At 33.3% G+C, this 12,776-nt stretch carries 12 protein-coding genes; 11 read left to right on the plus strand and 1 reads right to left on the minus strand.

What is annotated here, in order from left to right; all coding sequences use genetic code 11:
* Nucleotides 1-15: 15 nt before the first annotated feature.
* The 3 genes from Q7P22_RS03165 to Q7P22_RS03175 all read left to right on the plus strand — a co-directional run bounded on the left by Q7P22_RS03165 (nt 16) and on the right by Q7P22_RS03175 (nt 3,076).
* Nucleotides 16-1,395 (plus strand): V-type ATP synthase subunit B, encoded by a 1,380-nt coding sequence (locus Q7P22_RS03165; RefSeq protein WP_303860529.1) that lies wholly within the window; start codon nt 16-18, stop codon nt 1,393-1,395.
* A gap of 10 nt (nt 1,396-1,405) precedes the next feature.
* A complete protein-coding gene (locus Q7P22_RS03170) occupies nt 1,406-2,023 on the plus strand; it encodes a V-type ATP synthase subunit D (RefSeq protein WP_303860532.1) in 618 nt (205 codons plus the stop codon).
* A 201-nt stretch (nt 2,024-2,224) separates the two neighbouring features.
* Nucleotides 2,225-3,076, plus strand: coding sequence for a histidinol-phosphatase (locus tag Q7P22_RS03175; protein ID WP_303860535.1), 852 nt, complete (start codon nt 2,225-2,227; stop codon nt 3,074-3,076).
* A 61-nt stretch (nt 3,077-3,137) separates the two neighbouring features.
* Here the strand turns inward: Q7P22_RS03175 and Q7P22_RS03180 are convergent, their stop codons facing one another.
* Entirely contained in the window at nt 3,138-4,445 is a 1,308-nt protein-coding gene (locus Q7P22_RS03180; RefSeq protein WP_303860538.1) for a D-alanyl-D-alanine carboxypeptidase family protein, read from the minus strand.
* A 168-nt stretch (nt 4,446-4,613) separates the two neighbouring features.
* Between Q7P22_RS03180 and Q7P22_RS03185 the strand changes: the two genes are divergently transcribed.
* From Q7P22_RS03185 to Q7P22_RS03220, 8 genes are all read left to right on the plus strand, one after another.
* Nucleotides 4,614-5,237, plus strand: a complete 624-nt coding sequence (locus Q7P22_RS03185) for a helix-hairpin-helix domain-containing protein (RefSeq protein WP_303860540.1) — start codon at nt 4,614-4,616, stop codon at nt 5,235-5,237.
* Between the two features lie 91 nt (nt 5,238-5,328).
* Nucleotides 5,329-6,045, plus strand: a complete 717-nt coding sequence (locus Q7P22_RS03190) for an MBL fold metallo-hydrolase (protein WP_303860542.1) — start codon at nt 5,329-5,331, stop codon at nt 6,043-6,045.
* A gap of 151 nt (nt 6,046-6,196) precedes the next feature.
* On the plus strand, nt 6,197-8,428 hold the full coding sequence (locus Q7P22_RS03195; protein ID WP_303860545.1) for a DNA internalization-related competence protein ComEC/Rec2: 2,232 nt from the start codon (nt 6,197-6,199) through the stop codon (nt 8,426-8,428).
* 11 nt (nt 8,429-8,439) lie between these two features.
* The gene (gene holA, locus Q7P22_RS03200) at nt 8,440-9,465 is read left to right on the plus strand and encodes a DNA polymerase III subunit delta (RefSeq protein WP_303860548.1); all 1,026 of its coding nucleotides are present in this window, start codon (nt 8,440-8,442) and stop codon (nt 9,463-9,465) included.
* 195 nt (nt 9,466-9,660) lie between these two features.
* Nucleotides 9,661-9,921, plus strand: a complete 261-nt coding sequence (rpsT, locus tag Q7P22_RS03205; RefSeq protein WP_113920760.1) for a 30S ribosomal protein S20 — start codon at nt 9,661-9,663, stop codon at nt 9,919-9,921.
* Between the two features lie 292 nt (nt 9,922-10,213).
* The gene (gene gpr, locus Q7P22_RS03210) at nt 10,214-11,182 is read left to right on the plus strand and encodes a GPR endopeptidase (RefSeq protein ID WP_303860558.1); all 969 of its coding nucleotides are present in this window, start codon (nt 10,214-10,216) and stop codon (nt 11,180-11,182) included.
* A 66-nt stretch (nt 11,183-11,248) separates the two neighbouring features.
* Nucleotides 11,249-12,376, plus strand: a complete 1,128-nt coding sequence (spoIIP, locus tag Q7P22_RS03215) for a stage II sporulation protein P (RefSeq protein WP_303860551.1) — start codon at nt 11,249-11,251, stop codon at nt 12,374-12,376.
* A 12-nt stretch (nt 12,377-12,388) separates the two neighbouring features.
* Nucleotides 12,389-12,631 carry a hypothetical protein gene (locus tag Q7P22_RS03220; RefSeq protein WP_303860554.1) on the plus strand — a complete coding sequence of 81 codons (243 nt, stop codon included), beginning with the start codon at nt 12,389-12,391 and terminating at the stop codon, nt 12,629-12,631.
* Nucleotides 12,632-12,776: the final 145 nt, after the last annotated feature.

The raw sequence follows: 12,776 nt of genomic DNA on the forward strand, positions 1-12,776 counted from the left end.
TTAGAGGTGATATTAATGAAAAAAGAGTATTTAAAGATCGATAAAGTAATTGGGCCCCTTATAGAGATGTCAAATGTGGCGGATATTTCTTATGGTGAAGTCGTCGACATTATGACTCCGGACGGAACTGTAAAAAAAGGTAAAGTCATTAAAATAGAAGAAGATAAGGTGGTTATCCAAGTATTTGAAAATACTTCTGGTTTATCCACAAGCAATGCTTCTATAAGTTTTCGTAAGGAGGCTTTTGAACTACCACTTTCAAAAGACATACTTGGAAGGACTTTCGATGGTTTAGGACGCCCAATGGACCTTGGTGGCGAAATTTACAGCCGAAATAAGTATAATATAAATGGAAGACCTATTAATCCTGTAGCAAGAAAGTACCCTAGGGACTTTATTCAAACTGGAATATCTAGTATTGATGCTCTGATGACATTAATTCGTGGTCAAAAATTACCCATATTTTCAGGTAATGGTATGCCTCATAATGAATTGGCCGTTCAAATTGTTAGACAAGCAAAACTTGGTGAAGGAACCAATGAAGATTTTGCCATTGTATTTGCAGCTATAGGTGTAAAGCACGACGATGCAGATTTCTTTAAGAGAAGTCTTATAGAAGCCAATGCAATGGATCGAGTTGTCATGTTTATTAATTATGCCAATGACCCCATCGCTGAGAGAATTAATACACCACGATGTGCCTTGTCTGCAGCAGAATACTTAGCTTTTGAAGAGGGAATGCAAATATTAGTTGTAATGAGCGATATTACCAGCTATTGTGAAGCCTTACGTGAAGTATCTTCTGCAAAGGAAGAAGTGCCTAGCAGAAAAGGCTATCCAGGGTACCTCTATTCGGACTTAGCATCTTTATACGAGAGAGCAGGAATGCTTAAAGATAAACCAGGGTCCATTACATTTTTACCTATATTGACTATGCCTAATGACGATATTACCCACCCAATTCCGGATTTGACTGGATACATAACAGAGGGTCAAATCGTAATGGGGAGAGAGTTGTTTCAAAACAATGTGTACCCACCTATAGATGTCCTTCCATCTTTGTCTAGACTTATGAAAGACGGCATTGGAGAAGGGTATACTAGGGAAGACCATCCTGATTTAGCGAATCAATTATTCTCCTCCTATTCTAGAGTTCAGGACGTTAGAGCCTTAGCTCAAATTATCGGGGAAGATGATTTAGGCGAAGTAGATCGAAAATACATGGAATTTGGTCGAGAATTCGAAAGCCGATTTGTCACTCAAGGTTTTAATGAAAATCGGGACATTAAGACTACACTAGATTTAGGTTGGGAAATACTCCGAATTCTACCTAAAGAGGAATTAAATCGATTGGATCCTGATCTAATTGAGAAATACTACGTACAAAAAGATTGATGGTGATTAGATGGCAAATAAGATAACACCAACCAAAGCAAACTTAATGAAGTCTAAAAGTACCTTGAACTTTTCTAAAAAGGGTTTTGATTTGCTCGACAAGAAAAGAACCGTATTAATACAGGAAATGATGACCTTAGTAGAATCTGCCAAGACTATAGAGAAAAAAATCGAAGAGAATTTTGCACAGGCTTATGAAGCTTTAAAACAAGCTAGTATTACCATGGGTGTATTTAATCTAGAAGAAGTAATGGTAGCTGTAGAAAAGGAAGATGACTATCAAATTCGCTTTAAAAGCGTTATGGGCGTAGAAATTCCTGAAGTGATTTACCTTGTAAAAGATAAAATCAAGCCTCAATACGGTTTCTATAATAGCAACCCATCTTTAGATGTGGCTATTATGAAATTAAAGGAAGTAAAATATTTGTCTTATCAGTTGGCTGAAGTAGAGACTTCAGCGTATAAACTGTCCTTAGAAATAAGGAAAACCCAAAAAAGAGCCAATGCACTAGATAAAATACAAATCCCTAAACTAAATGCAAATATAAAATTTATAGAAGAGACTCTAGAAGAAAAGGAAAGAGAAGATTTCTTTAGATTAAAAATAGTAAAGAAAAAGCAAGACTAGGAGCGCTAAAAAGCGCTTCTTTTTAGGTTTCTGATTTCTTCAATATTAAGTAAAAAGTGGAAAAAAGTTCTAAATGTAATATAAAACTCTTTTCCAGTAAAGATAGTTATGATATTATATTTCTTGTTCATAATGAAAGGCAAAACACTTAAAGAATCCAATATCTGATGATTTTGTGATTTTCTAATAAGGGGGATTACTGTGACTACACGGTTTATATCAAATTATCATACTCATAACAATTTTTGTGATGGCAAGAATACCATCGAAGAAATGGTACAAGCAGCTATTGAAAAAGGAATTCTACATCTAGGTATCTCTTCTCATGCATATATACCAAACCAAGAGATTTGGACGATGGAAGAAGATCAAATAGAAGCTTATCTAGATGAGGTTCATAGAATCAAAGAAAAATACACTGGAAGAATCCATATATATACAGGTTTAGAAATTGACTTTTTTGATGGCATTGGTTGGTACCCACCAATCTTACCGTTTATTGAGGAATTAGATTACGATATTGGATCTGTTCATTGCCTATATAATGGAGAAATAGGTGAGTCTTGTTATGTAGATGATACACAGGAGGCTTTTGAAGAAGGTGTAGAAAATCTTTTTAATGGAAATATCCAAGAAGCAGTAAGACACTATTACAATAGCCTTAAAAATATGATTATCAAATATAATCCAACCATAATAGGCCATATGGATATTATTAAAAAGAACAATAATGATAATTGTTTTTTTAATGAAAAAGAACAATGGTACAAAGACATTATTAAAGAAGTCTTATCTGTAATCAAAGACAGCACCAGTATTGTAGAAGTCAATACTGGTGGGATTGCTAGATACGGCAAAGATTTGCTTTACCCATCAGTTGATATTCTTGAACAAATGTATAGAAATGGATTAGACATAACCATTAACGGCGATTCTCATAAAATAGAAGATATTGATTTTTATTACGAAGAAGTATACCAGTTGATAAAAGATATTGGTTATGATAGAGTCATGATTTTTACGGATAAAGGTTGGGAACCCTTTAAGCTGTAAAAAACTAGGGACTAACGACTAAAGACTAGATACTAAAAAAGAACTGCTAGGCAGTTCTTTTTTAGTATCTATAATATTGGCTTCTTCGAGATCTTCTTCTACGAGGTACACTTCCATATGTGATGCCGTATTTTTTGCGGATTCTTCTCTTTCTTATTTGAGTATTTCTAATATAAACGTAAATTCGAGCAAATATGTACAATAACAGAAGAGTAGGTATAAGGTAGATAAGGGAGTCTTTTAATTTTTGTATTCGAATAGCTGAACTACTTAAGACTTCATTGCCAGCCACTAATTGAGCTTCTCCCACTTTTTCATTTCCTACAGAATATTCGATAGTGCCAATGACATCACCTTTAGAAATAGTTGAAGGCAAATTTTGAGATATTTTAATGGTCTCATTGATGTTATCGCTATTATTCTTAGTCTTTACATATTTTATTGTACTTCTTGACACAATTTGAAGGGGTTTACTCCCTTTTTCTATTCCCTGTTCTTTTACAAAATCATCTTTTCTGATAAGAGTAGAGGTTTCAAAAGAGGTGAATCCATAATCAAATAATGCGGATGTGTCATAGTAAGTAGATGCACTTTGTCCATTTAATACTACTGCAATTAAGCTCATGCCATTGTTTTCAGCAGCACTGATTAATGTATTTTTAGCTTCTGTAGTAAAACCCGTTTTTGATGCGATTACTTTGTCATTATAGAATTCATCGCCTTCACTTTTATACAATCTATTTTTTGTCCATAAATAACGTGTTTGTTGTTCGTTTGTTTCAGGAATAATGTAATTTGAAGTGGTCATTAATTTGCGAAGTACAGGATTCTTAATAGCCTCTTTCATTATAAGGGCCATATCATAAGCTGTTGTATAGTGATCTTCACTATGTAGGCCATGAGGGTTGATAAAATGAGAATCTGTGGCACCTAATTCTTTTGCCTTGTCATTCATCAGCTTTGCAAAATTTTCCACAGACCCAGCTGTATGTTCAGCAATAGCTACAGCGGCGTCATTTGCGGATTCAACCATTAGTGCATACATGAGTTGTTCTAAGGTCACTACTTCTCCTGGAAGAAGGTAAATGGCACTACTATTACTTGCAATTTGGTAAGGGACATCTTTCCCTATAATAACTTTTTCATTTAAATTTTCGTTTTTCTCTAAAGCTATAATAGCAGTAAGAACTTTTGTTATACTTGCAGGATACAGTCGTTCCTTTGCGCTTTTATCATATAAAACTTGTCCAGTTTCAGCGTCCATTAAGATGGCTGCTGGAGACAAGATATTTGGATCTGTATTAGCATGTGTAATAGGTTGTATGGTAATAATTAATATCAGCAGAAGAGTCACTATTTTCTTTTCCATAAAAACCTCCTTTATAGTCTGTTAGATATGTGATTATGTAGATTGACTTATATAATTATATCAAAAACAAAAAAAAATTAAAGGTAAATATCTTAAAGTCGTGAATTTTGTGATATATTGGGTATATATGTTCCTAAAATATGGAATTTTAGGTGGTCTTATTATAAAATGGATAGAGTTCAATTAAAGGAATGGATTAGAAATAATAAATGGACGATTATTGTAGTGGTCTTTTTTATTGCGTCGCTACTCATTTATTATTCTTCTACATTTAAAAATGCATCAATTGAAAATAGTGAAATGGATGTGTTTGAAAAAGAAGTGGAAAAAGCAGAAGAACCTACTAAAGAAACAACAAAGACGATAATCATCCATATTTCCGGAGAAGTAATAAAACCAGGTATTATTGAATTGGATTATGGACAAAGGCTGTATGAAGCTATTGAGATGGCAGGAGGACCCACTGAAAAGGCTGACGTAGGGCAAGTCAATTTAGCGATGATTTTAGAAGATCAACAAAAGGTAGTAATCCCTTCAACTGATAATGGAGCGCAAGGTAATCCTACTATAGAGTATTCAGTAGGAGGTGGACAGGGGGCAAAAATTAATATCAATACAGCAGACAAAACACAATTAATGGAATTGCCTAGGGTAGGAGAAACTATAGCAGAGGCCATTATTCAATATAGGGAAGAAAACCAAGGATTTAAAAAAATAGAAGAGATTAAAAACGTCCCTAGAATAGGGGACGTGACGTTTGAAGGGATTAAGGAAAAGATATGCTGTTATTAGTTTTACGTTCTAAGTAAAAACAAAACTCGCCTAGGGGCGAGTAAAGATTTTCCCTTCCAACCGACTAACCAACAGAAAAGGAGTGTACACAATGAAACTAACCATATTAGGAAACAATGGACCTTATCCTAGTGCTGGTGGAGCTTGTTCTGGGTATTTGATTGAACATGAAGATACGAAGATTCTACTAGACTGCGGAAATGGAGTAATGAGCAATCTTTTAAAAGTATGTGATGTAGAGGATTTAGACGCGGTAATATTGTCTCACTTGCATCCAGACCATATTTCGGATTTGTTTGTACTTCGGTATACACTTTCAGAGAGAGATAAAAAGATACCTGTTTATGCACCAAACAATCCAAAAGAAGAATATGAAAGACTTCATTACAAGAAAGCATATGATGTTCATCCTATTGAGGAACATTTACAATTTAATATTGGACCTTTATCTATACGTTTTTGTGAGCTTCAACACGTACTACAAAATTATGGCATATGTATTGAAGTGGAAGGAAAGAAATTTGTTTATACTGGAGATATGCAGTACGATGAAAAAATCGTTGACTTTGCAAAAGATGCCCATGTGTTACTCATAGAGTCAGGAGTATTAGAAAGGGATTTACAAAGCAATCCTCCTCATTTGTCGGCAAAGCAAGCCTGTAAAATTGGCGTTAAGACCAGTGCAAAAAAACTGCTCTTAACGCACTTTCATCCAAAATACAGAGTAGATGAATTCATTATTGAAACCATTAATCAATACGACGGACTTCTAGTCATGACCCAACTGATGCAAACCTATAAGATTTAATATGTTCTAGGATGTACGTTCTATGTTCTATATAAAAATATTTTGTCACCTACGGTGATTTTTGTACCTACAAATCAGAACGTAGAACATAGAACTAAAAAGGGTGTTTTCGGTGAAGCGTTTGCCTTTATTCTTCTTAATGGCCTCTATTTTGGCAATTATTGTGTTTCATACGGGTATGAGTTTTTTGATTTCTTGTACCTTTATTTTGCTTGTCTTTTTGCTCATAAGAAACAAAGTTTACCGAGTAGTTTTCTTTTTATCTTCTTTGTTTTTTATTCTGGTCTTTTTCCGCATAAACATCCTATCAAATAAGACTACAACCTTAGATATTAACAAAACTCCACAAACCTATTCAGGGAAGATTATCTCTTTTCCCATATATGATGAGGATAAAGTTCAATTTATGCTTCAATTATCAGGAGAATACGATGAAGTCGTTCAGGTGTTTAATTATGAAAATACTCACGACTTTTCTTATGGAGATCTTATAGAATGTAAGGCTGAAGTGAGAAGGCCATCGCCAAAGAGAAATCCAGGAGGCTTTGATTATAATCAGTATTTACGAGGAAAAAACATTTATGTTCTTATGTACACATTAGACCATACCATATCCTTTACAGGTCGTAGTCTCACTCCTTTTGAAAATATGGCTACTAGGTTTCGTCAAGATATGTTTGAGCATATTCAGAATAACTTTTCTCTAGTAGAAGGAGACTTTATCAATGGCCTTCTCTTAGGGGAAAGATCTATCGACGATGAAATTGAAGAAGAGTTTAATGTACTAGGAGTATCTCATATTCTTTCTGTATCGGGATTACACGTTGGATATGTATACTTATTTGTCAGTGTGATTTGCAATGCGTTGAGATTAAATAAAAAGTTACAGTTTTTAATAGTGTCTCTTCTACTTTACTTTTATTGCTTTATGGTGGGTTTTAACGATCCAGTCATGAGGGCAAGCTTTATGTTTCTCTTTTCTTTGTTTGCTCAGACGATTAATAAGAAATACGATTCCTTAAATGTTTTATGTTTGTTAGCATCTATTTATATTGTAAATAATCCATACGTAATTTACAATGTTGGATTTCAGCTCTCTTATAGTGCGGTATTATCTATAGGAATTATATACCCTTATTTAAACAATAAATTTAGAATGAAGGAAAAACTAATAGAATATATAAAATCCTTGCTCATTTTGACTCTATCTGTACAAATAGGGACTTTGCCAATTACCCTTTATCACTTTAATAGCTTGCCTCTTCTTTCTATTATTGCTAATCTCATTATTGTCCCATTATCAGGATTTATCATCATTGGGTATTTATTTATATTCATTATATATAGTGTCTTCCATGTGACCATTCCCTTATTTCTTTTGCCTATACAAGAATCGATACAGTTTATCTTTTGTTTTTCAGCAAAATTATCTGACTTACCCTTTGCTGCAATTAAGCTTTCACTTATGCCCTTGTCTCTTGTTGTGTTTTATTATATTTTGATCTTTTATCTATTAGGTTATTTTTATCACTATAAAGACAAGAATAGAAAGCTCCTTACCTGTGCTATAGGAGTAAATATAGTTGCATTGCTATTAGCCTATATCTACCCAAAACCTATGATTATTACTTTTTTAGATGTAGGTCAAGGAGATTCAGCCTTAATTGAGTGTCCCAGTGGGTTTACTATGCTCATTGACGGTGGAGGAAGCATTAATTATCCAGTAGGGGATGAGGTGCTAGCAAAAGTCCTTCTATGGAAAAATATTAGAGAAATTGATGTTGTTGTAGCCACCCATTCTCACAGTGATCACGCATTAGGATTGATGGAGATTATGGATGATATAAAGATTCAGCACCTTATCATCAATCCTCTTGAAGAAGAAGATTATAATGATTTACTGTCCCTAGCCCGTACATATGGTATTTCTATCAATCAAAGTGAGCACACTACAATAAAGGTGGAGGACGAATTACATATTGAATGTATTTACCCTAATGCACTACATCAATATATAGATGCAAATAACAGCTCTGTAGTACTCAAAATGGCCTACCAAAATCAGGTCTTTCTCTTTATGGGAGATTTAGAATCAAATGGTGAGAAAATACTTCTTGAAGAAGGACATGACTTAAAAAGCGATTTCATTAAGATTGGTCATCATGGCAGCAGTACTTCTACAAGTAAAGAATTAATAGAGAGGGTTAGTCCTACTTATGCTATAATTAGTGTGGGAGAAAATAATCATTTTAATCATCCTAGTAAAGAGACTATAAATTTATTAGAGGAAAAAAATATTGAGGTTCTTAGAACGGATTTACACGGTGCAATAGAAGTGAAAATTCATGGAAATCGGACAAGTATAAGAACATATATAGATTAGGAGAAATACTTTTGGATTATAAACAATTGATGAAGGATATAAAAAATAAAGAAATCAGAAAAGTATATTTATTTTATGGAGAAGAATTTTTACTTTCTCAAATGATGTTAGACAATTTTAAAAAAGCAATTATAAAACCGGAATTTGAACAATTAAATCTTCATACTATAGATGGCAAAAATGCCACAACAGAAGAAATTATTAACGCATGTGAAACCCTTCCTTTTATGGATGATACTAGAGTAGTTGTCGTGTCTGAAATTCCTCTTTTAAATGGTACTTCCAATTTTTCTACAAAAGATGTGGATAGGTTATGCGATTATATAGGACAAGTTTCAGATGTATGCTATCTAATATTTACATCTAAAAAGATTGATAAAAAGAGAAAATTAGTCAAAGCCATTGAAAAACATGGTGCACTAGTAGAATATAGTAAACTCGATAAAAGAGATCTTAGTAAGTGGATTGTAAAGAGATTTAAATTAGAGGGAAAATCTATTGAAGAAAGTGCTTTGCAGATGTTTATCGAATCCTCTGATTACTTAAATAAGGACAGCAAGGTTAATTTAAGTGATATTGAAAACGAAATAAAAAAGCTCCTAGCGTATACGAGGGAGAAGACCAGTGTAGAAATACAGGATGTAGAAGGATCTATTGAAGTCAATATAGATACCAATATTTTTAAAATGTTAGAGCTAATTGGTACCAAATCCGCAGGACAAGGGCTTAAGCTCATGAATATTTTATTCCAAGATGGAGAGCCTCCTATAAAAATATTATTTATGATTGTACGACAATTTCGATTAATCTATCAATGTAAATTTTTACAAAGCAGGGGATATTCCACCAACGATATTGTAAAAATGATTGGAGAAAGATCGTTTGTAGTCACGAAAGCCTTAATGCAGGCTCAAAAATTTTCCTATGAAAGATTGATTTCCATCTATGATTATGCAGCAAAAATAGACATAAAGATGAAGAGTGGACAAATCGATCCTAAATTGGCCTTGGAAATGTTGTTGATCAAAGCTATATAAGCTGAAGACTGAAAGTAGAAAGAAATACTCATCTGAAGAGGAGGTGATAATTTTTAGCTTTTGCTTGTTTCATTCCTTGTTTCATTAGTTTGTTTCATTGTTTCATTGTTTCATTAGTTTGCGAAAAAAGCTTGTATTTTATGTTGTTTAATGGTAAAATATCAAATGTTATAAATTATGGAGGGTGGTGAAAACATGGCTAATATTAAATCTGCTAAGAAAAGAGCTAAAATCGCTGAAATCAGAACTTTAAGAAATAAAAGCATCAAAACGAGCATCAAAACTTCTTTAAAGAAATTTGAATCAGCAGTTGCTGCCAACGAAAAAGAATTAGCTTTAGAAAGCTTCAAATTTGCAGTTAAAAAACTTGACTCAGGCGTTGCAAAAGGCGTAGTACATCAAAATTCAGCAGCAAGAAAGAAAAGTTCTTTAGCTAGAAAATTGAACGCTATGTAAGTTTAAATAAATATTTCCCACTCGTGTCTAAAAAAGACTACTCCATAAGTAGTCTGTTTTTTTTGCGCGAATCAACGAGATAAGCAAAAGCGAATTTCTCAGGTCTAATCTTATATACTAATGAATCAATAGAAAACAGAATTTTCTAAGCAAACCAATCATATTTAAATCTTAATTCCATCTCTCATGATGGTTTTTTTGTTTTCATGCGAAAAAGCTAATGGAATAACTTACAAATATTTTAATGTAATATTGTACTGTGAATTTGTAAAAATAACTCTAAGAGGTGAAAATAATGAATATGAGAACAGACTTAGCTTTGGAAAATCAAGAAGATTTGAGTCAAAGAGGTATAAAAGAAGATGGAGTTAATGTCGATATTGTTGAGTCTTTAAAAAATGTAATTTATACAAAGGTTCAAATTACCGATTCTAAAGGTGAAAAAGCTATGGGGAAACCTATTGGCAACTATATTACTATAGAAATGAAGGATACAGATGATGAAGCCATAGCCTTGTCTAAATTATTAGCTAAAGCAATAAAAGAGGTTATCGTAGCTGAAACAAATGAAAATTTCACTACATTAGTTGTAGGCTTAGGAAACTGGAATATTACGCCCGATGCCCTTGGACCACAAGTCGTGTCCAAACTCATGATTACAAAGCATCTGTTTAAAGAAGCAAGAGAGCTTATTAGCCACGAAATGTCACAAGTATGTGCTATTTCACCAGGTGTTTTAGGAATTACAGGAATCGAGTCTAGTGAAATCATTAAGAGTGTTATAAATAATGTAAAACCGGATTTAATTATTGCTATTGATGCCTTAACTTCTAGAAAAATTGAGAGGATCTGCTCTACTATTCAAGTTACAGATACTGGTATAATACCTGGCTCAGGGGTGAATAATAGCAGAAAGGCACTAAATAAAAAGTCTCTAGGAGTACCTGTTATTGCTATTGGCGTTCCTACTGTAGTAGATGCGGCTACTATAGCAAACGATACAATCGATATGTTAATAGACAGAATGATGGATGAGGCATCTAGTGGGCATGAGTTCTATAAAATGTTGTCGGATATCGACAAAGAAGAAAAAGAATTCTTAATAAAGGATTTGTTGAGACCTCATGTTGGCAATCTGTTCGTGACACCAAATTTTGTAGATCAAGAAATTGCTGATTTATCTAATATTATAGCTGATGGCATTAATTTAGCGCTGCACCCTCATATGGACATCGAAGAGATAAATTCTTATATTCATTAAATTTGTAACATATTTGTTTTTCTCACTGAATAGGATAAATAAGGCTACTATAGAGGAGAAAATGAGGTGCAGAATTTGCATAAATTACTAGCAAATAATAAAGCTTATAAGATTATCGTAGCAATTTTGCTTATTAGTATTGTATTGCAATTAGGATTATTAATTGCCAATTTAATAAAGGAAAAACAAGAAGTGCAAGTAAATGCAAATGCAACAACAGTAAAAGGTGTATCAAAAGATTTAGAAAATACGGAAGAAAAGAGTGTAGAAAAGTGTAAAGATGAAAAAATATCATCAAATCTATTTACTTTTTTACTACAGCAAGTAATTCCTTATCAAAAGGATCATGTTGATTATGGAGTAGTAGACGCAATTAAGGACTTGACCCAAATAGATATAAGCGATCCTAAGATACTTATCAGCAGTCAGATTCCCATTATGGACAGCTATGAAGTAGATGATGTGGAAATTACCGAAGAAGAAGAAGAAGAGATTTACAATTTAACATCATCAAAACCTCTTAATGATGGAGCAGTTGCAGTAAATAATACAGGGGATAAGCCATTAGTACTTTTGTACGCTACTCATACTACAGAAAGTTATGCTTCTAGCAGCAAGACTAAGATTGACTACGTAAGTTACGCTAGATCTCTTGATGAAGGGAATAATATGATAGCGGTATGTAAGGAGATTAAAAAAATATTGGAGGATAAATACAGTATCCAAGTAGTACTGGATACAACTATTCACGATTACCCTGATTATAATTCGTCTTATTCTAATTCTTTAAAGACGATTAAAAAGAATCTACAGGAATATCCATCAATAAAGTATGTCTTTGATATACATAGAGATGGACTAGCAGAAAACCAAAAAAACAAAGAAGTGTATGCTACTGCAGTTAATGGAGTCAATTCTACTAGAGTTATGATGGTAGTAGGATTAAACCATCAAAACGCAGCTAGTAACGCTAAGTTTTCAGACAAAGTATATGGTACTTTCCATGAGATGTACCCTAGTTTGACTAGGCCAAGCGTAAAGAGGAGCAAAGCAAAATACAATCAATTTGTCTCGGACAATGCGGTGCTCTTTGAAGTAGGCAGTAATCTCAGCACATTAGAAGAGGCAAAAGTATCCGCATCTCATCTAGGGGATGTACTGGGAAAGGTAATTACTGAAAAGGAAACCAATTAAAGGATAATGTGTATGAATCATAAGATGAAGGTGTTTTTTTTCTTTTTATTTACACTTTGTGTGCTCTATATGGGCGTGCGCGAAGTAAACTACAGCAATTATGAAATCGTTGAAAATGGAACAAGGGAAGTTATTACTTATCGAATAGATGAAGAAGGTACTGAGCTTAATGTATTTGGTGAGAATCTATACATCGACAGATCCACTATTGAGTCCATTAAAGACACCATTACAAGTGTCATTCCAAAACAATAAAAGTATAACAAAAGAAAGAAAGCGTAAATGCTTTCTTTCTTTTGTTTGGTGTAATAGAAAAATTTCTAGGCATCTGTAGTTGGACTTTAGTACACGGCTATCGCATGAAAAAATAAACAAATAATTATCTTTTACTACTGTGTTG

Origin of the sequence: Alkalibaculum bacchi, from assembly GCF_937875145.1 — a bacterium.
Taxonomy (GTDB): Bacteria; Bacillota; Clostridia; order Eubacteriales; family Alkalibacteraceae; genus Alkalibaculum; species Alkalibaculum bacchi_A.

What these genes read in the sequence shown, in the direction of transcription:
- Q7P22_RS03190 (WP_303860542.1), top strand. Translation starts at nt 5,329, where the DNA reads ATGAAACTAACCATATTAGGAAACAATGGACCTTATCCTAGTGCTGGT.
- Q7P22_RS03220 (WP_303860554.1), top strand. Translation starts at nt 12,389, where the DNA reads ATGAATCATAAGATGAAGGTGTTTTTTTTCTTTTTATTTACACTTTGT.
- rpsT (WP_113920760.1), top strand. Translation starts at nt 9,661, where the DNA reads ATGGCTAATATTAAATCTGCTAAGAAAAGAGCTAAAATCGCTGAAATC.
- Q7P22_RS03170 (WP_303860532.1), top strand. Translation starts at nt 1,406, where the DNA reads ATGGCAAATAAGATAACACCAACCAAAGCAAACTTAATGAAGTCTAAA.
- Q7P22_RS03165 (WP_303860529.1), top strand. Translation starts at nt 16, where the DNA reads ATGAAAAAAGAGTATTTAAAGATCGATAAAGTAATTGGGCCCCTTATA.
- Q7P22_RS03180 (WP_303860538.1), bottom strand. Translation starts at nt 4,445, where the DNA reads ATGGAAAAGAAAATAGTGACTCTTCTGCTGATATTAATTATTACCATA.
- Q7P22_RS03185 (WP_303860540.1), top strand. Translation starts at nt 4,614, where the DNA reads ATGGATAGAGTTCAATTAAAGGAATGGATTAGAAATAATAAATGGACG.